Origin of the sequence: Mycobacterium sp. (assembly GCF_032162105.1) — a bacterium.
In the GTDB taxonomy this organism is placed as follows: domain Bacteria; phylum Actinomycetota; class Actinomycetes; order Mycobacteriales; family Mycobacteriaceae; genus Mycobacterium.
Map to the genome: position 1 here is coordinate 1 of NZ_JAVRPS010000477.1, position 19,097 is coordinate 19,097.

Annotated in this window: 18 protein-coding genes and 1 riboswitch; of the genes, 13 read left to right on the forward strand and 5 right to left on the reverse strand. The window is 68.7% G+C overall.

Annotation, left to right across the window (positions count from 1 at the left end):
- Positions 1-274: 274 nt before the first annotated feature.
- From pta to QOC69_RS24585, 3 genes are read left to right on the forward strand one after another with little or no spacing between them, the layout of a single operon-like run.
- The gene (gene pta / locus QOC69_RS24575; protein ID WP_526444542.1) at positions 275-2,362 is read left to right on the forward strand and encodes a phosphate acetyltransferase; all 2,088 of its coding nucleotides are present in this window, start codon (positions 275-277) and stop codon (positions 2,360-2,362) included.
- On the forward strand, positions 2,359-3,528 hold the full coding sequence (locus QOC69_RS24580) for an acetate/propionate family kinase (protein ID WP_526444510.1): 1,170 nt from the start codon (positions 2,359-2,361) through the stop codon (positions 3,526-3,528). Before pta ends, QOC69_RS24580 begins: the two co-directional genes overlap by 4 nt.
- A gap of 33 nt (positions 3,529-3,561) precedes the next feature.
- The gene (locus QOC69_RS24585) at positions 3,562-4,473 is read left to right on the forward strand and encodes a cytochrome c oxidase assembly protein (RefSeq protein ID WP_526444512.1); all 912 of its coding nucleotides are present in this window, start codon (positions 3,562-3,564) and stop codon (positions 4,471-4,473) included.
- 483 nt (positions 4,474-4,956) lie between these two features.
- On the opposite strand, the gene QOC69_RS24590 is transcribed toward QOC69_RS24585, so the two are convergent.
- The 4 genes from QOC69_RS24590 to glnX are packed head-to-tail and all read right to left on the reverse strand — an operon-like array spanning position 4,957 to position 10,435.
- Positions 4,957-5,832, reverse strand: coding sequence for a DUF4349 domain-containing protein (locus tag QOC69_RS24590; RefSeq protein ID WP_526444514.1), 876 nt, complete (start codon positions 5,830-5,832; stop codon positions 4,957-4,959).
- 39 nt (positions 5,833-5,871) lie between these two features.
- Positions 5,872-8,133, reverse strand: coding sequence for a serine/threonine-protein kinase (locus QOC69_RS24595; RefSeq protein WP_526444544.1), 2,262 nt, complete (start codon positions 8,131-8,133; stop codon positions 5,872-5,874).
- The gene (locus tag QOC69_RS24600; RefSeq protein ID WP_526444516.1) at positions 8,133-9,116 is read right to left on the reverse strand and encodes a glutamate ABC transporter substrate-binding protein; all 984 of its coding nucleotides are present in this window, start codon (positions 9,114-9,116) and stop codon (positions 8,133-8,135) included. Before QOC69_RS24600 ends, QOC69_RS24595 begins: the two co-directional genes overlap by 1 nt.
- Positions 9,116-10,435, reverse strand: coding sequence for a protein kinase G-activating protein GlnX (glnX, locus tag QOC69_RS24605; RefSeq protein WP_526444518.1), 1,320 nt, complete (start codon positions 10,433-10,435; stop codon positions 9,116-9,118). The genes QOC69_RS24600 and glnX overlap by 1 nt, the downstream gene beginning before the upstream one ends.
- Positions 10,436-10,567: 132 nt before the next feature.
- On the opposite strand from glnX, the gene QOC69_RS24610 reads away from it, so the two are divergent.
- Positions 10,568-11,065 (forward strand): NUDIX hydrolase, encoded by a 498-nt coding sequence (locus QOC69_RS24610; protein WP_526444520.1) that lies wholly within the window; start codon positions 10,568-10,570, stop codon positions 11,063-11,065.
- Here the strand turns inward: QOC69_RS24610 and thiE are convergent.
- Positions 11,049-11,744: a thiamine phosphate synthase gene (gene thiE / locus QOC69_RS24615; RefSeq protein ID WP_526444522.1), complete on the reverse strand. Its 696-nt coding sequence runs from the start codon at positions 11,742-11,744 to the stop codon at positions 11,049-11,051. The two genes, QOC69_RS24610 and thiE, sit on opposite strands and share 17 nt — an antisense overlap.
- Positions 11,745-11,785: 41 nt before the next feature.
- A riboswitch (TPP riboswitch) is annotated at positions 11,786-11,896 on the forward strand.
- On the opposite strand from thiE, the gene thiO reads away from it, so the two are divergent.
- From thiO to QOC69_RS24660, 9 genes are all read left to right on the forward strand, one after another.
- Positions 11,888-12,931: a glycine oxidase ThiO gene (thiO, locus tag QOC69_RS24620; protein WP_526444524.1), complete on the forward strand. Its 1,044-nt coding sequence runs from the start codon at positions 11,888-11,890 to the stop codon at positions 12,929-12,931. It overlaps the preceding riboswitch by 9 nt.
- On the forward strand, positions 12,928-13,125 hold the full coding sequence (gene thiS, locus QOC69_RS24625) for a sulfur carrier protein ThiS (RefSeq protein WP_526444526.1): 198 nt from the start codon (positions 12,928-12,930) through the stop codon (positions 13,123-13,125). The genes thiO and thiS overlap by 4 nt, the downstream gene beginning before the upstream one ends.
- On the forward strand, positions 13,118-13,876 hold the full coding sequence (locus QOC69_RS24630; RefSeq protein ID WP_526444528.1) for a thiazole synthase: 759 nt from the start codon (positions 13,118-13,120) through the stop codon (positions 13,874-13,876). Before thiS ends, QOC69_RS24630 begins: the two co-directional genes overlap by 8 nt.
- A complete protein-coding gene (locus QOC69_RS24635; protein WP_526444530.1) occupies positions 13,873-14,085 on the forward strand; it encodes a hypothetical protein in 213 nt (70 codons plus the stop codon). Before QOC69_RS24630 ends, QOC69_RS24635 begins: the two co-directional genes overlap by 4 nt.
- 114 nt (positions 14,086-14,199) lie before the next feature.
- Entirely contained in the window at positions 14,200-15,123 is a 924-nt protein-coding gene (locus tag QOC69_RS24640; protein ID WP_526444532.1) for an ATP-binding cassette domain-containing protein, read from the forward strand.
- Entirely contained in the window at positions 15,120-15,878 is a 759-nt protein-coding gene (locus QOC69_RS24645) for an ABC transporter permease (RefSeq protein WP_526444534.1), read from the forward strand. The genes QOC69_RS24640 and QOC69_RS24645 overlap by 4 nt, the downstream gene beginning before the upstream one ends.
- 14 nt (positions 15,879-15,892) lie before the next feature.
- Positions 15,893-17,413, forward strand: a complete 1,521-nt coding sequence (locus tag QOC69_RS24650) for a M28 family metallopeptidase (RefSeq protein ID WP_526444536.1) — start codon at positions 15,893-15,895, stop codon at positions 17,411-17,413.
- Positions 17,410-18,834, forward strand: coding sequence for a M28 family peptidase (locus QOC69_RS24655; RefSeq protein ID WP_526444538.1), 1,425 nt, complete (start codon positions 17,410-17,412; stop codon positions 18,832-18,834). The genes QOC69_RS24650 and QOC69_RS24655 overlap by 4 nt, the downstream gene beginning before the upstream one ends.
- 72 nt (positions 18,835-18,906) lie before the next feature.
- Positions 18,907-19,097, forward strand: a 191-nt coding sequence (locus tag QOC69_RS24660) for a hypothetical protein (protein ID WP_526444540.1), incomplete at its 3' end; no start/stop codon positions are given.

Consider the following 19,097-nt stretch of genomic DNA (forward strand, 5'->3'; position numbering starts at 1 on the left):
GCTGGACCCGCCCCCCGGTCTCGGCCCGATCGTCGAGAACTACCCCGTCAGGACGGGGTGGGCGATCACGTGCGGCCTCGGGGTCTGGGAGGCGTTGACCTCGAATATACAGCAGTGGCAGAGACCCGCACTTTTGTCTGCAGTCGCTTTGAGCAGCACGTTTTGTTCCTGGACAGGCCTTCCCGTCGTCGCCGCAACCCCGAGGCTGCGCCGGCTCGGTTGATACGGCAGGCTTGCGGGCGTGCCCAGCTCGAGCATCGACGCGGTCTCAGCAATATGGTCTTCGCGCGAGCGCTCATCCGCCATCTACGTCGCGTCGCCCGAGGGGGACACCGGAAAGTCGACCATCGCGCTGGGCATCCTGCACCGGCTGGCGGCCACCGTCGCCAGGGTCGGGGTGTTCCGGCCCATCACCCGTTTGCACGAGGATCGCGACTACATCCTGGAGCTGCTGCTCGCGCACACCACTGCCGGTCTGCCCTACGAAGACTGCGTCGGCGTCGGCTATGCGGAGCTGCACGAAGACCCGGACGCCGCGCTCGCCGACATCGTCGACCGCTTCCACCGGGTGGCCGAGCAATGTGATGCGGTGGTCATCGTCGGCAGCGATTACACCGACGTCGCCTCGCCCAGCGAGCTGAGCGCCAACGCCCGCATCGCGGTCAACCTCGGCGCGCCGGTGGTGCTTGCGGTGCGGGCCAAGGACCGTACTCCGGCCGAGGTCGCGCACGTCGTCGAGCTGTGCCTCGCCGAGATCGCCGGCCAGCACGCGCACACCGCCGCGGTGGTGGCCAACCGCTGCGACCCCGAGCAATTGGACGCCGTTGCGGAGGCGCTGGGGAGAGTCGAGCCGAGGGGCCTCAAGAGTTACGTGTTGCCGGAGGAACCGCTGCTGGTGGCGCCGTCGGTCGGTGAGCTGCGCGAGGCCGTGCACGGCACGCTCATCAGCGGCGACGACGACCTGCTGAGCAGGGAGGCGACCGGCGTGCTGGTGGCCGGCATGACCGCCGAGCACGTGCTGGAGCGGCTGCACGACGGGATGGCGGTGATCACGCCAGGCGACCGCTCCGACGTCGTCCTGGCCATCGCCAGTGCCCATGCGGCCGAGGGCTTTCCGTCGCTGTCGGGCATCATCCTCAACGGCGGACTGCCGCTGCACCCGTCGATCGCGGCGTTGGTGGCCGGCCTGGGGCTGCGGTTGCCGATCGTGGCCACCGACCTCGGCACCTACGAGACGGCGCGGGCGGTCGCGCAGGCGAGAGGTCGGGTGACCGCGAGCTCACAGCGCAAGATCGACACCGCGCTGGCGCTGATGGACGCCTACGTCGACACCGCGGATCTCATTGCCCAGCTGTCGATCTCGATTCCAACGGTGACGACGCCGCAGATGTTCACCTACCAGCTGCTGGACCGGGCGCGGTCGGACCGCAAGCGCATCGTGCTGCCCGAGGGCGACGACGACCGCATCCTGAAGGCGTCGGGTCGGTTGTTGAAGCGGTCGGTGGCCGAATTGACGATCCTCGGCGACGAACCCGCGGTGCGGGCCCGCGCTGCCGAACTCGGCGTGGACCTGTCGGCGGCCACCGTGCTCGATCCGCGCACCAGCCACCTGTGTGACCAGTTCGCCGAGCAGTACGCACAACTGCGCAAGCACAAGGGCGTCACCGTCGAGCAGGCCCGCGAGATCATGCACGACGTCTCGTACTTCGGCACCATGCTGGTGCACAACGACATGGTCGACGGCATGGTCTCCGGTGCCACCCACACCACCGCGCACACCGTCCGGCCGGCCTTCGAGATCATCAAGACGATGCCCGACGTCTCCACGGTTTCGAGCATCTTCCTGATGTGCCTGGCCGACGAGGTGCTGGCCTACGGCGACTGTGCGATCGTGCCCGACCCCACGTCCGAGCAACTCGCCGACATCGCGATCAGTTCGGCGCGCACGGCAGCCCAGTTCGGCATCGAACCGAGGGTGGCCATGCTGTCCTACTCGACCGGCACGTCGGGGACCGGTGCCGACGTCGACAAGGTGCGCGCGGCAACGGAATTGGTGCGCACACGCAAACCGGATCTACTGGTGGAGGGACCCATCCAGTACGACGCCGCGGTCGAGCCATCGGTGGCGGCCACCAAGATGCCGGATTCCGCGGTCGCCGGCCGCGCCACCGTGTTGATCTTCCCCGACCTCAACACGGGCAACAACACCTACAAGGCCGTGCAGCGCAGTGCCGGCGCCATCGCGATCGGGCCCGTCCTGCAAGGGCTCAACAAGCCGGTCAACGACCTGTCGCGCGGAGCGCTGGTCGAGGACATCGTCAACACCGTGGCCATCACCGCGATCCAGGCGCAGGGAAAATGACTTCGGCCCGCACCGTTCTGGTGCTCAACTGTGGTTCGTCATCCCTGAAATATGCAGTGGTCGAACCTGATTCGGGACGACAGCTGGCCGACGGGATCGTCGAGCGCATCGGCGATGACGGCGGCGTCGCCGATCACGAAGCGGCCCTGCGGGCGGCGTTCGACATCCTGGCGGAGGCGGGCCACGGTCTTGACGGGCTGGGGCTCGTCGCGGTCGGCCATCGGGTCGTGCATGGCGGGCCCGACCTGTACCAGCCCACCGTCGTCGACGACGCGCTGATCGAGACGTTGAAGACGCTCTCGCCGCTGGCCCCGTTGCACAACCCGCCGGCGATTCTCGGCATCGAGGTCGCCCGTCGCGTGTTGCCCGACCTGCCGCACGTCGCGGTCTTCGACACGGCGTTCTTCCACGACCTACCGCCCGCGGCCGCGACGTACGCGATCGACCGGGAACTGGCCGAGCGGTGGCACATTCGCCGCTACGGCTTCCACGGCACGTCGCACCAGTACGTCAGCGAGCAGGCGGCGGAGTTCCTGCAGGCGCCGCTGGGATCGCTCAACCAAATCGTGCTGCACCTGGGCAACGGCGCGTCGGCGTCGGCGATCGCAGGCGGGCGCCCGTTGGACACCTCGATGGGGTTGACCCCGATGGAGGGCCTGGTGATGGGCACCCGCTCCGGCGACGTCGACCCCGGCGTCATCACCTACCTGTCGCGGACGGCGGGGATGAGCCTGGAGGACATCGAGTCCATGCTCAACCGTCGCTCCGGGGTGCTGGGCCTCGGCGGTGAGATCGACTTCCGGGTGTTGCACGAGCGTATCGAATCAGGTGACGCCGCAGCACGGTTGGCCTACGACGTGTACATCCACCGGCTGCGCAAGTACATCGGGGCCTACCTGGCGTTGCTGGGCAACACCGACGTCATCACCTTCACCGCGGGCGTCGGCGAGAACGACGCCGCCGTTCGGCGTGATGCGTTGAGCGGCATGGCCATGCTCGGGATCGAACTCGACGAGCACCTCAACGACAGCCCGGCCAGGGGGCCGCGCCGCATCACGGCCGACATGTCGCCCACGACGGTGCTCGTCATTCCCACCGACGAGGAGCTGGCCATCGCCAGGGCGTGCGTGGGCGTGCTCGAGGCGAACATCCAAGTCGTTGACTGAATCCTGCCAGGTTCGCGGCGTAGCTTCGGCGCCGTGCCGCCCCTGCACGCACTCGTCGGATCGTGGTCACCGGACTTTCTGTCGCTGACGCTGATCCTGGCAATCGGTGCCGGGTATCTGTGGATGGCACGGCGCAGCGGCGAGCCGACTTCGGCGCAGGTCTGGAGCTTCGGTGGTGGGCTGGCGTTGTGGGCGCTGGCGACGCTGAGCGTCATCGCCGTCTACGCGCCGGTGTTGTTCTGGATGCGGGCATTGCAGGTGTTGTTGCTGCTGTTCGTCGTACCGTTCCTGCTGGCGATGGGTCGGCCGGTGGCGACGCTGCGCGCTGCGTCGAGCGCGTCGGGCAGACGCCGCCTCGACGGATTGCTGGCGTCCCGGCCGGCCCGGTTGGTGTGCTCGCCCGCAGTCACGTCGGCCTTGATGCTGGCGACGCCGTGGCTTCTATATCTGACACCGTGGTACGTGGCGTCGCTGACCAACGGCGTCGTCGCGGCGCTGACGCGGATACTCTTGCCGCTCAGCGGCTTTGGCTACTTCTACGCACGGTTGCAGTCCGACCCGGTGCCGCACCACTACTCGCCGCTGCTCTCGATCGGGATCAGCGTCGCCGAGACGCTCGGCGACGGGCTACTCGGGCTGGTGTTGTGGCTCGGCCCGCTGATCGCCCATGACTATTACGCAGGCCTTGGCCGAACCTGGGGGCCGAGCATGCGGACCGACCAGTCCATCGGCGCCGGCATCTTGTGGATTCTCGGGGACGTTCTCGGCCTGCCGTTCCTACTGGTGCTCATGCGAGCCTTGGGCTCACACGAGAAGGCGGTCGCCGATGAGGCCGACGAGGCCGATGAAGCCGAGCGTACCGAGCACGTCGAACCAGGCTCGGCTCGCCAAACCTTGTGGTGGGAAGCGGATCCGCAACTGCGGGATCGGTTCGGTAGCCGTTAGCCCGAGACGATATCGGTCCAGACCCGCGATCAGGACCGCCGCGACCGCGTCACCGCCGAACGCCGCGAACGCATCGAGCTGATCGCCGAAGAAGAACGCCAACGCCGAGCCTGTCTGGCCGCCAACTACCGACCACCACCCTTCTGATAGTTAAAGAACGGGCGAGTTCGTGGGGCGCAGATTCTGAACGTCGCATGCGGTGTTGACCCGTGATTGCCGCTACGGGCCGGTTTACACTCTGGCGCTATGCGCCGCTGCCGGTCTGTGTCCGACGTGGTCTCGCCATGATGGGACCTTGGTGGTGTCGTGTGCGGGGACACCAGATCGAGCGCACAAAAAGACGCGGGGTAGACCGCATCTATAAGACGGCCACCTGCCTCACCTGCGGACGATGGTGGGATACCAGCCCGGGTGACACGGAGGAGCCGGGCCTTGATGGGGCGCAAACGGCAACTTCTGAGCCTGTATCCCAGGTCGGCACGTCTAGCGGCGTAGCCGTCGGTGCACCAGGAACGCCACGGCCGCCAGGATCACCAGCACCGAGACCCACGGCAGCATGAACCCGGCCGCCAGCGTCAAGCCACGAAACACCGCAAGCAGCGAGGTCCAGCCATTGTGGATCGCACCGGTGAACCCGGTTGGCAGCGGCACTGCGGCCGGCTCGGTCGATAGCGTGACCGTGATCGTGGCGTAGGAGATCTGATCGCCAAGGGCGGTGCGCTGCGACCGCAGGCTGTCGAGTTCCGCCTGTCGTTTCGACAGCTGCTCTTCGGCCTGCAGAAGGTCGGCCGTACTCGAGGCGGTCTTCATCAACTCGGTCAAGCGGGTGACCGACGTCTGCAGCGCCTGGATCCTGGCGTCCTGGTCGACGCGTTGGGCGGTCACGTCGTCATGCGTCAGCGACAGCGAGGTGACGGTGCCCACCCCCTTCGCGCCGGCCAGGAAGTCGTCGAGCTTCGCGGACGGAATGCGCAGCGTCAGTTGGGCGCTGGGTTCGACGTCACCCGACGTCGATGTGCCCGACGTCGACGTGGCGGACTCGGACCTGCTGTCGATCCGGCCGCCTGATTCCTTTGCCAGACCGGCGAGCTTGTCGGAGGCGGCTCCGACGTCGGACACCGTCACCGCGATGGTGCCGGTCGTGACGATGTCGCGTGACCGTTGGTCCGGCTGTCCCGGTGGGCTCTCCGGCGGAGCGTCCAGCACGGGGGCAGACGGTTCGGCCCCACCACTCTTGCCGCTCATCTGCTGCGACGACTCGGGCTGCTGCTTGGCGCAACCACCGAAGGCGAGCGCGATCAGGGTGACGGCCAAGACACCAACGATCGCCCGGCGTGACGGCCGACGTCTGGTTTCCATGTTTCGAAAGTACCTGAGAGCAAAGTTAGCTGAGCTTCGCTAGAACGTGCTGGTCGGGCGCACGCTGTTGGCCAGGTCGACCAGCGCGTAGCGGTGCGCCTGCGTCGGCGCCAACCGGGCCAGCCCACGCAACGCCGCCTCGACGCCCAATTGCAGACCGTGCTCGGTGAACGGGAAGCCCAGGATGTGGTTCGTGCTCGCGGTGTTCTCGGCCAGCCAGTCCATCGCCGTGCCCAGCACCAGGGCCCGGATCTGCAGCACCCGCGGCTCGGTCTCCGGCAGCGCCTCCACTCGACGTGCCGCGTCGCGGATCTGCTGCTCGGTGATCTCGCTGCCCGACCGCCCGGACAGCAGGGTGACGGCGCTGGTCAGCCGCCCCGTGGTGAAATGCCTTGAGGTGGCGGGTACTTGGTCGAGGGTCTTGACGGCGGCGTCGCGCGCACCGGACGCGGACTGCGCACGGGCCAGGCCGAAGCCCGCCGAGATCACCCCGTTGTCGCTGTTCCACACCGTCTTGTAGAAGGTGCCCTCGTCGGCGGCGCCACCCAGTTCGGCCGTCGCGGCCAGCGCGAGCTTCGGCGCCAACTCGCCGGGCAGGGTGTCCAGTACCTCGGTGAAATGCTTTGTGGCCGAGTCGTAGTCGGCGGACAGGAGCTGCGCGACGGCGCGGAACCACATCAGCCGCCAGCGCCAGCCGACGCGGTCGGAGAGATCGTCGAGCTTGCGGTTGGCCTTCGCGACGTCGCCAAGGTCCAGCAGCGCCCGCACCTCCATCAACGGCAACTCGACCGACTCGGACAGGTCGATGCCCTCGGATTCCAGCGTCCCGTGCCGGGCCGCGCGCAGCGAATCCAGTGTCTGCACCGGCTGACTGAGCATCGTCGCCGACAACACGGTGGCGCCGACGTCGGCGGGGTCGACCATCGGCACCGGTAACGCCCTGACGATGTCCTGCGAGGTGAGCTTCTCCGAGTGCACCTGGCCGTCGAGGTAGACGTCGGTGTGTGCGACGAGCAGGTCGACGCCGAACGTCGAGCGCGACGGGCTGAACACCGTCGACAGGCCTGGCCGGGGTACGCCGGTGTCATGGGCGACGACCTCGCGCAGCACGCCGAGAAGCTGACCCGACATCTCCTCGGCGCTGGCGAAGCGCCGCCGCGGGTCGGGATCGATCGCCCGCCGCAGCAGCCTGCCGAACGAATCGTATTGGCTGAGAACGGGATCGTCCTCCGGCAGTCCGTCGACGTAGCGACCGTTGCGGGTGCGCATGTCCAGCGTCAGCGAGGCGAGCGTACGGCCGACGGTGTAGATGTCGGTGGCCACCGTCGGTCCGGTCTTCACGATCTCGGGTGCCTGGTAACCCGGTGTGCCGTAGAGGAATCCGTACGAGTTGACGGTCGACACCGCGCCGAGGTCGATCAGCTTGAGCTGCTCCTCGGTGACCATGATGTTCTCTGGCTTGAGGTCGTTGTACACCAGGCCGCTGGCGTGCAGATAGCCCAGCGCGGGCAGGATTTCGAGCATGTAGGCGATCGCCCGTGACACGGGCAGCTTGTCGCCCTTGGCCTGCTTGAGCGACGTTCCGCCGACGTACTCCATCACGATGTAGCCGACCGGGTCGCCGTGCTTGTCGTCGTGCTCGACGAAGTTGAAGATCTTCACGATGGCCGGATGGGTCACCTCGGCGAGGAACTGTCGTTCGGCCATCGCGATCGCCTGCGCCTCGGCGTCGCCCGAATGCACCAAACCCTTGAGCACGACCGGGCGGTCGTTGACGTTCGTGTCGAACGCCAGGTAGATCCAGCCGAGGCCGCCGTGGGCGATGCAGCCCTTGATCTCGTATTGGTCGACCACCATGTCGCCCGGACTCAGTTGCGGCTGAAAGGAATACGGGCTTCCGCAGTGCGGGCACCAGCCCTCCGAGAGAGCCTTCCCGTCGGACGAGGAGCGGCCAACCGGCTTGCCGCAGTTCCAGCAGAACCGCTTCGCCTCGGCGACCACCGGGTTCTTCATCAGCGCACGAAGCGGATCGCGCTCCTGCACCCGTGGCACCTCGACCAACCCGCCGCCGAGCCGGCGCATCGGCGACCACCTCCGCGTGACGGTCGTCGCGTGATCGCGCGGTTCGGTCTCCGCGGTACCGACCGAGATGCTGTCGGAGTCGTCGAAGGTCGGCCGGAACACCGCCTGCGTGGACATCGGTCGCATCGTCGACAGCGAATCCCAGGTCACCTCCGAGCGCTGTGTGCCGGGATCCGTCACCCCGTCCGCGTCTTCCTGGTCGTCCCGCCGCGTGGCCATCAGTCCGAGTACCTCGGGCTCGGTGGAGCCGGCGCCGGGCCGAGCACGGTCAACCACTTGCGGTACAACGTGTTCCACGTACCGTCGCGGCGGATGCGGTCCAATGTTCCGTTGACGAAGCGCACCAGGCCGGTGTTCCTCAGGTTGATGCCGATGCCGTAGGGCTCCTCGTTCATGCTGGGCCCGATGATGTGCAGGTAGGGATCTTGGCTCACCAGGCCGGCCAGGATCGAGTCGTCCGTGCTGACGGCGTCGACCTGGCGCTGCTGCAGCGCGACCAGGCAGTCGGCCCACGTCACCACTTCGACGACGACGGGCGGCGGGTTGATCTGCTGGATGCGCTTCAGCGACGTGGTTCCCGTCACTGCACACACCCGCCTGCCCGACAGGTCCGAGGCCTGCCGGATCGCCGAGTCCCTTGGCGCCAGGATCCGCTGGTTGGCCGACAGGTACTCGGTGGAGAAGTTGACCAACTTCTTGCGCTCGCAGGTGATGCTCATCGTCTTCACCACGATGTCCACCTGATTGTTCTGCAGCGCCGTGATCCGGTCGGCCGACGACAGGATGCGGTACTCCACCTGAGACGGCGTCCCGAAGATGTCCCGCGCGACCTCGCCTGCGATGTCGACGTCGAAACCCGTGATCTCCCCGGTGATCGGGTCGCGGAAACTGAACAGGTTGCTGCCGATGTCGAGGCCGACGATGAGCCTGCCGCGGTTGCGGATCGTCGATACGGCCGCGTCAGCCTGTGCCCTGGTCGGGAAGGGCCGCAGGCTCGCCCTGCAGTCATCCTTGACCGGAGCCGGCTGGACGGGCTCCGGCGGAAGCTCCTCCATGCCGGCGGGCGTCGGCGGCGCGAGCGTCACGCTCGGCACCGGGATCACCGGCAAGGCCTGGCCGCAGCCCGTCAGCACCGCCAGTGCGGCGAGGGCCACCAGAAGTCGCTTCATCACCGGCCGTCTGTTCTTCGCGCGAGCGCTCATCACCGGTACTCGCTCATCCTCGGCCACAACCCCAGCGTCACCGCGAACGCCGCGATCACGCTCAGCACCGCCGCACCGACGGTCGCGCCCGACAGCACCCGCCGCGCGTTGGTGATGTCACCGCGCAACTGCTGGCGACTCTCCTCGATGCCCTTGGTCAGCGCGGCGTCGAGCTTGTCGAACGCCGGCGTCGAATCGTCGTCGCCGGTACCGAGAGCCACCTGGGTGGCGGCCTGGTAGTTGCCGACTGCGACGTAGGCGTTGATTCGGTCGTCGGCGGCGCGCCACCGCTGCAGGAGTTGCTCGGCGTCGGCCAGGTCGCTCTTGTCGATCGCGTCCGCGCGACCGAGGTAGTCGGACAGCTGCTGCTGCATCATGTCGATGCGCTGGTAGTACGACTGCTTGCGCACGCTCTCGTCGCCGCGCCGGATCAACGACAGCGTCTCGTCGGCACGGGCCTGCTGGGCGGTGATGGCCATGGAGGTGACGGTCTTGAGCGACTCGGCCGCCGTGCTCTTGGCGCTGCGGCTGTCCGCGGTCGAGATGATGATCGCCGTCCCGACCCAGATGACCATGACCAGCACGGCCATTCCGCCCGCAACGAACCCGATGTTCACCCGGCGCCGGGTGCGGCGCGCCAGCCAGCGGTTGGCGAAAGCCCCGAACAGCAGGGTCGCGAGCACCACCAGGATCACCGGGGCGGGGATGCGGGTCGAGGCGGTGGTCTCGGCGTCCACCCGCCTCGAGGTCTCCTCGTACAGCCGCTGGGCGTCGGGCAGGATCTGCGTCTGCATCAGCGCCGACGCCTCGGACAGATACGACGAGCCGACGGGGTTCCCGGCACGGTTGTTGGTCCTGGCGGTCTCGACCAGGCCGGTGTAGACGGCCAGTTGCGCGTTGACCCGGCCGAGCAGCAACACCATCGGCTCGTCGGTCAGCCCACTCGACGCCCGGGTTACCGCCACCGACGCGTCGGTGATGGCCTGCTCATAGCGTTGTCGCACGTCCTGGGGCTCGGCGCCGGCGATGAACGCCGTCGCGGCGGCGGCATCGGCCACCGACAACGTGGTGTAGAGCTGCCCCGCGGCGAACGCCAGCGGTTCGGTGTGATTGAGCACCGTCGTCAGCGCCTGCTGACGATCGTTGATCGTGGTCGACGTGGCGAACGCGCACGCCATCACGAGCGCGGACAACACCACCCCGATGGTCAGGATGCGACCGGGGGTCGTCCAAAGAAACCACCACCGTTGATGTACGGGGGTTGTCGGCGACCGTGACGCCAGCGGCTCGGTCGAAGGGTGCGCCAACTCCACAGTCACCTGTGCGCGGACCTCTGCTTTCCGGCTACTTTTTCGACTCGCCAACTATATAAAAGAATTCTAAGAGCTGTTGGCGCGGCGCGGGGGATTCTGAGGCAGCGAATGTCGGCGGGAGTTCCATATCCTGAACGCGTGCATGGTGACGGTGATGGCTGGGTGTTGTCCGACGACGGCGCCCATTTCTGGGGCAGGCATGGCGCGGCGGGTCTCCTGTTGCGCGCCCCCGGGCCCGACGGCAGCGCCGCAGTGCTATTGCAACACCGGGCACCGTGGAGTCACCAAGGCGGCACGTGGGGCCTTCCTGGCGGTGCGCGCGACAGCCACGAAACCGTCGAGGAAGCCGCGGTGCGCGAAGCCAACGAGGAGGCCGGGCTGACCGCCGATCGACTGACCGTGCGGACCACGGTGGTGACCGCGACCGCAACGGGCAGCGACTGGACCTACACCACGGTCATCGCAGACGCACCCGAACAGCTGGTCACGGTGCCGAACCGGGAGAGTTCCGAATTGCGCTGGGTGGCCGAGGACGAGGTCGCCGATCTGCCGTTGCACCCCGGGTTCGCGGCCAGCTGGCCCCAGCTCCGCTCGGTGACGGCGTCGATCCCGCTGCTGGTCAACCCGCAGCCGTAAGCGCCGCCGTCAAGTCGCGGGCCGCTGCGGCGGGGTCGTCGGCGGCGGTGATCGCCCGCACCACCACGATGCGGCGCGCGCCTGCGGCGAGCACCTCGGGCAGGCGCTGTGCGTCGATGCCCCCGATCGCGAACCAGGGCTTGGTCGTTCCCGAGTCGGCGGCCACGCGGAGGAGGTCCAGTCCTGGCGCGGACCTGCCGGGTTTGGTTGGGGTCGGCCAGCACGGGCCGACGCAGAAGTAGTCGACCTCCTCGTCGATGGCGGCGGCCACCTGCGCCGGGTCGTGGCTGGAACGGCCGATCAAGGTGCCCGGCCCGATGATGTCGCGCGCCAGCGACAGCGGTAGGTCGTCCTGCCCGAGATGTAGGACGTCGGCCCCGGCGCCGCGGGCGATGTCGGCGCGGTCGTTGACCGCCAGCAGGGCGCCGTGCCGTCGCGCCGCGTCGCCCAGAATCTCCAGCGCGGCCAGCTCGTCGCGTGCCTCCAGCGGTCCGAACCGCTGCTCGCCCGCCGAGCCCTTGTCGCGCAGCTGGATGAGGTCGACACCGCCGGCCAGCGCCGCGTCGGCGAACTCGGCCAGGTCACCGCGTTCCCGGCGGGCGTCGGTGCACAGGTACAGCCGGGCGGTGGCGAGGCGGGCCAGGAAGGTAGGCCGCCGGGTATCAAGGGGATCCAGCACAACCGCGACGTTAGCCGCAGCTGGCGCCCCCGAGTAATGTGGACGGATCACACGGGAGTCCCTGGACCGGGGGCTGAGAGTGGGCGCGCCTAGCCCTTACCGTCACACCTGATCCGGGTCATGCCGGCGAAGGGAGGGCAGAAATGTCTCCAAGCTCGATAGCCGGCTCGCCGGCGCGATCTCTGGCGGTCGTCGGTGGCGGCGTCATCGGCCTGTCGGTGGCGCGCCGCGCCGCGCTCGACGGCTGGTCCGTACGCGTGCACCGGACCGGCGAGCACGGGGCCTCATGGGTGGCCGGCGGCATGCTGGCTCCGCACAGCGAGGGCTGGCCGGGTGAGGAGCGGCTGCTGCAGATCGGTCTTGCCTCGCTCGCGCTGTGGAATGAAGGGGGGCACGGCTCATTCCTGGACGGGCTGCCGCCGGAGGTGGTGACGGCGCGCGAGTCGCTTGTCGTGGCCGTCGACCGGGCCGACGTCGAAGATCTGAAGACCGTCGCGGGGTGGCTTGCCGCACAGGGCCACCCGGTGACTCCGACGACCGCGGCCCGCGACATGGAGCCGCTGCTCGCCCAGGGCATCAGGCACGGCTTCCGCGCTGAAACCGAACTGGCCGTGGACAACCGGGCACTCGTCGCGGCGCTGGCGCAGCATTGCGAACGGCTCGGCGTCAGTTGGGCCCCACCGGTCGACTCGCTCGACGACGCGCGCGATCTGGACACCGTGGTGATCGCCAACGGCATCGATGCGCCTTCGCTATGGCCGGGTCTGCCGATCCGCCCGGTCAAGGGCGAGGTGCTGCGACTGCGATGGCGCCGCGGCTGTATGCCGTTGCCGCGGCGCGTTATTCGAGCCAGGGTGCACGGTCGGCAGGTGTACCTGGTGCCGCGGCCCGACGGCGTGGTGGTGGGCGCCACCCAGTACGAACACGGCCGTGACACGGCGCCTTCGGTATCGGGGGTGCGCGATCTGCTGGACGATGCCTGCGAGGTGATGCCCGCACTCGGCGAATACGAACTCGCCGAGGCTGCGGCCGGTCTGCGCCCGATGACACCGGACAACGTGCCCGTCGTCGAAAGGCTAGACGAACGGACCTTGGTGGCCGCGGGCCACGGCCGGTCCGGCTTCCTACTGGCACCGTGGACCGCCGACCGGATCGCGGCCGAACTGAAGGTGGGTGTGCCCGCATGAGAGTGACCGTGAACGACGAAGCCGTCGAGATCCCCGAAGACGCAACCGTGACAGCGCTTCTCGCGACGCTCGGAATTCCCGACAAGGGCATCGCGGTGGCCGTCGACTGGGCGGTGCTGCCCCGGTCGGAGTGGGATCACCGGCTATCCGACGGGGCCAAGGTGGAAGTGGTGACGGCGGTGCAGGGTGGCTGACACCAAGCTCGCGATCGCCGGCCGCAGCTTCGGATCGCGGCTCATCATGGGTACCGGCGGCGCGGCCAATCTTGCCGTGCTGGAGGAGGCGCTGGTCGCGTCGGGCACCGAACTGACCACCGTTGCGATCCGCCGGGTCGACGCCGACGGCGGCACGGGGGTGCTCGACCTGTTGGCCCGGCTGGGCATCACGCCTCTGCCCAACACCGCGGGTTGCCGTGGCGCCGCCGAGGCGGTGCTGACCGCGCAGTTGGCCCGCGAGGCCCTGCACACCGACTGGGTCAAGCTCGAGGTCATCGCCGACGATCGCACCCTGCTGCCCGACGCCATCGAATTGGTCAGAGCCGCTGAACAACTCGTCGACGACGGGTTCGTGGTACTGCCCTACACCAACGACGACCCGGTGCTGGCCCGTCGCCTCGAGGACGTGGGCTGTGCCGCGGTGATGCCGCTCGGCTCGCCGATCGGGACGGGTCTGGGTATCGCCAACCCGCACAACATCGAGATGATCGTCGAGCGGGCTGGGGTTCCCGTGGTGCTGGACGCGGGCATCGGTACCGCGAGTGACGCCGCGCTGGCGATGGAATTGGGGTGCGATGCGGTGCTGTTGGCGACTGCGGTGACCAGAGCCTCCGACCCGCCGGTGATGGCGGCCGCGATGGCGTCCGCCGTCGTGGCAGGTCGGCTCGCCCGCGAGGCGGGGCGGATCCCGAAGCGGTATTGGGCGCAGGCCTCGAGCCCCAGTCTGTGAGTCGCTACGTCGCGCTCGGTTCCTCGATGGCGGCTGGCCCGGGAACGCCTGCGCCGCCGCTGTCGGCTCCCGACATCGCGGTCGCCCGCCACGACGGCGACACGCTGAAGCAACTCACCGAAGACGCCGCCACGGCCACGGGCTGCGAACTGGTTCGCGCGAGCGACGCCAGCGTCGATATCACCCCTGGTCGAACCAGCCGTGGGTGAGCCGACTCGGTTTGCCTCTGCCGGGCAAGGTGGCGCCGCTGCACCCGAACGCGGCGGGCATGCGCGCCGTGGCGGACCTCGTCGTCGCCACGCTGAACTGAGATCATGGGCCCAATGATCGAGTTGGCGGGCCTGACCAAAGTCTTCGGGCGGGGTTTGGCAAGGAACCGGGCCGTCGACGACCTCACCTGCTCGATCGAGCCGGGCGTCGTGACCGGATTCCTGGGTCCCAACGGCGCGGGCAAGACCACCACGATGCGGATGATTCTGGGTCTCGATCATCCGACCTCCGGCACCGCGACGATCGACGGGCGGACCTACCGCGAGTTGGCCGAGCCGCTGCGCACGGTCGGCGCGCTGCTCGACGCCAAGCAAGCGCACCCCAACCGGTCGGCGCGCGATCACCTGCGCTGGATCGCCGCGAGCAATCGCATCGCGATCACTCGCGTCGACGAGGTGCTCGACGTGGTCGGCCTCGCCGCGGCCGCAGACAAGAAGGCCGGAACCCTGTCGCTCGGGATGAGTCAGCGCCTCGGCATCGCGGCGGCTCTGCTCGGCGACCCCCCGGTGCTGCTGTTCGACGAACCCGTCAACGGGCTCGACCCCGAGGGCATCCGGTGGGTCAGGACGCTGATGCGCACCCTGGCGGCCGAGGGCCGCACCGTGTTCGTGTCCAGCCACCTACTCGCCGAGATGGCCAACACCGCCGACCGGCTGGTGGTGATCGGTCGCGGCAAGCTCATCGCGTCGACCACCGTCGCCGAGTTCGTCGCGGGTTCCGGTGCCGACGCGGTCCGGGTCCGAAGCCCCCAACTGGACACCCTCGAGGGGCTGCTGTCCGACGCAGGCATCGACGCGACCGCGGAGCCGGACGGCTCGGCGTTGTCCGTCCGCGGCGCGGCGATCGAGGTGATCGGGGACCTGGCCGCTCGCAACGGGATCACGCTGCACGAGCTCAGCGCCCAACGGGCCTCGCTGGAGGAGGCCTACCTCAAGCTCACCGATGGTGCCGTCGAATTCCGGACGGCGAGCCAGTGACCGCCCTAGCCGCGCTCAACGCCGAGCGGATAAAACTGTCGACGATCCGTTCGCCGCTGTGGTCGTGCATCGCCGCGGCGGTGCTGGGTCTCGGGGTGGCCGCGCTGCAGGGATCGTCGGCGTACGGTGCGGCGAGTCTGCCTCCGGAGAAGGCCGCGGTCGGGGTGGCCGTGTTCGGGATACCCGTCCTGATGGTGCTCTCGGCGATGACGATGACGGGCGAGTACCGCAGCGGGACGATCCGGACGACGTTCGCCGCCATCCCGAACCGCACCTTGGTCGTCGTTGCGAAAGCGGTTGTCGCCGCAGCGTTCTCGGGTGTATACACCGCGGCGATGGTGATCGGCGCCATGCTGGTGGCCGGGATGAGCTCCGACCCCGTGGTGGGAGCGCGGTTGTCGCTGGCGGAGGCAGGCGTGTGGCGGGTGGTCGGAGCGTTGGCGTTGTTCGCCGCGCTCGCCGCCGTGCTCGGCGTCGCGGTCGGGGCGCTGCTGCGCTACGCCGCCGGCGCGGTCGCGGTGCTGCTGCTCTGGCCGTTGGTGGTCGAACCCATCCTCGGCAACCTGCCCGACTTCGGCACCGAAGTCGGGCCGTACCTGCCGTTCGGCAACGCGTTCGTGTTCACCGACGTGCAGTGGCTCTATCCGGTGTACTCGATGCCGTGGGACCGGTTCGGCTCGCTGCTCTACTTCGCCGCGATCGTCGCCGTCGCCTTCGTGGTGGCCACCGTCGTCGTGAACCGCCGCGACGCGTGACTAACGTGGGGGCAATGCGGCGTAGCTCTCGAACGGCACTTGCGGTTCTGGCGGTGGTGGTGGTCGCGACGGCGCTGGTGACCGGGTGCGGCCGCAACGCCGCCCCGGCGGCGAACCCGTCGAACACGCCGAGCACCGCGTCGACGCCCGCGACCGATTTCGCCGGTGAGGTACAGCGCAAGCTCTCCGCGGACGCGATGATGGCCCACCTGACCAGACTGCAGGAGATCGCCGACGCCAACGGCGGCAACCGGGCGCTGGGTTCGCCGGGCTACGCCGCCAGCGTCGACTACGTGGCCAAGACCCTGCGGGACAACGGCTTCGACGTCAAGACCGACGAGTTCGAGGTACGGCTGCCGTTCGCCGACAAACCGTCAGTCACGGTCGGCGGAGCCGAGGTGAAGACCAACCCGCTCGGGTTCACCATCGGCACCCCGCCCGAAGGGGTGAGCGGTCCCCTGGTGCCCGCCCGTGAGGAGGACACGCCGGGTTGCGCGGCGTCGGACTACGACGGACTGCCCGTGTCCAGAGCCGTGGTGCTGGTCGATCGCGGCTCCTGCCCGTTCGCCGTCAAGCAGGCGATCGCCGCCGAGCGCGGGGCGGTCGCCATGGTCGTCGCCAACAACGTCGACGGCGACGAGGTGGGCGGCACGCTGGGGGAGCAGACCGACGTGAAGATCCCGGTCGTCGGCGTCACCAAGGCCGATGGTGCGCGGCTGCGCACCAACCCCGCCGAAACGACCATCAAGCTCAACGCTGGCGTCCGGGTGGAACGCACCCTCAACGTCGTCGCGCAGACCAAGACCGGGTCCACCAGCGACGTGGTGATGGCGGGCGCCCACCTGGACAGCGTGCCGGAAGGCCCTGGCATCAACGACAACGGCTCGGGCGTGGCGGCCGTGCTGGAAACCGCTGTGCAGCTGGGCAGTTCACCGCCGGTACGCAACGCGGTGCGGTTCGCGTTCTGGGGGGCCGAGGAGCTCGGCCTGCTCGGTTCGACGAAGTACGTGGAGACTCTCGACGTCGAAGCGCTCAAGGACATCGCCCTGTACCTGAACTTCGACATGCTCGCCTCGCCCAACCCCGGCTACTTTACCTACGACGGCGACCAGTCCGCACCGCCGTCGGCCGACGGCGGTGTCCCGCGCGTGCCGGAGGGCTCGGCGGGCATCGAGCGCACGCTGGCCGCCTACCTCGATGGTGCAGGAAAAGCGCCGGAGGACACCGACTTCAACGGCAGGTCCGACTACGACGCATTCACCCAGGCGGGCATCCCCGCCGGTGGGCTGTTCGCCGGCGCCGAGGAGAACAAGACCGTCGAACAGGCGCAGCGCTGGGGCGGCCAGGCCGACCAGCCGTTCGATCCGAACTATCACAAGAAGTCCGACACCCTCGAGCACATCGACCGCACCGCACTGGAGATCCAGGGCAGGGGAGTCGCCCACGCCGTCGGCCTCTACGCCCAGGACCTGAGCGGGCGCAACGGAATCCCCGTCAGAGACGACCGCACCCGCCACGTGGTGACGGACTCATGAGGCGGGCCTCGGCCCTGGCCCTCGTACTGGTGGTGGCGGCGTGTTCGTCGTCGCAGCCGGCGCCGCAATCCTCGGCCGACCCGGCCCGCGAGCTGGCAGGCAAGGTCACCGTCGACGGAATGCGCGCACACCTGGACAGGCTGTCCACCATCGCGACGGGCAACAAGGGTTCAAGAGCGGCGGGCACGCCGGGCTACGACGCCAGCGTCGACTACGTCGTCGAAGTGCTGCGGGACAAGGGATTCGACGTCGAGACGCCGGAGTTCGACCGGATGGTCCAAACCGACACCGGCGATCCGGCGCTGACGGTGGCGGGCCGCAAGTTCCCCGTCACACAGGCATCCCTGCTCGTCACCACTCCGGTGGCCGGGATCAGGGCCATCACCCTGCGTCCACAGAAGCCGGCCGGGTGCACCGCCGCGGACTATGGGACGGTGAACGCGCGGGGCGCGATCGCCATCGTCGACGACACCGGCTGCTCGGTCGTCGAAAAGCACGATGCCGCGGTGGCCAAGGGCGCCGTCGGGCTATTGGTGGTCAGCGACACCGGAGCGCCGGGCCTGTTCCCCGCAGGCTACTACCAGGGGCTCAAGTCGCCCGTCGCGGTCATCGGCAAGGACGTCGACGCGCAGCTGCGCCGTACCACGGCACCGGTTCAACTCTCCCTCAACGCCCAGGCCAAGTTGGTCAAGGTACGAAACGTCGTGGCGCAGACGAAGACCGGAGACGCGCACAACGTCATCGTCGCCGGCGCGCACCTCGGCACGGCGCCGCACAGCCCGGGCATGAACGACGACGGCTCGGGTGTTGCTGCGGTGCTGGAGACCGCCGTGCAACTGGGTGGCTCGCCAACCGTCACCAATGCGGTCCGGTTCGCCTTCTGGGGATCCGACGAGTCCGGTCTCGAGGGGCCGACGAAATACGTGAGCGGCCTCGACCGGCAGCAGATCGCCGACATCGCGATGTACCTGAACTTCGACATGCTGGCGTCGAAGAACGCCGGCTACTTCACCTACGACGGTGATCAGTCCGGGCAACCGAGCCCCGGAATCCCCGCCGCCAGCGTGCCACCGGGATCGGCGGGCGCGGAACGCACGCTCGCGGGTTACCTGAACCTGGCCGGTGTGCGGCCGGCCGACATGCCGTTGACCCGGGCCAGCGACTACGGCCCGTTCCTGGCGGCGGGCATACCGATCGGCGGCATCACCACGGGTGCCTCACAGCTGAAGTCCGAGGTGCAGGCCCGGCTCTGGGGTGGCAAGGCCGGAGCGCCGTTCGACCCCGACTACCGCACGGCGGGGGACTTACTCCCCAACGTCAACTCGCAGGCGCTGGCCATCACCGGCCCCGCGGTGGCCTTCGCGGTGGGCACCTATGCAGCCTCCACCGGCGGCCCGAACGGTGTCCAGCCGCGGGGTTGACAGGAATCCGTACGAAAGTGCCCACCCGCGCCGCAGCTACTTTCACAGCAAGCCTGCGTATGAATGACGTTCGTGAAGACCAGTTCTCGCCGATGGGCGGCCGTGACCGGGATCGCCACCGCGGTGCTCATGGGTGGCTTGTCGGTGGCGTGCAGCTCCACCGGCACCACCCCGCCGACCACCACTACCACGACGACCACCACCACCCCGACCACGACGACGACCACCGGTCATCACGGTGAGCATTCCTCGGGTGGCGGCGG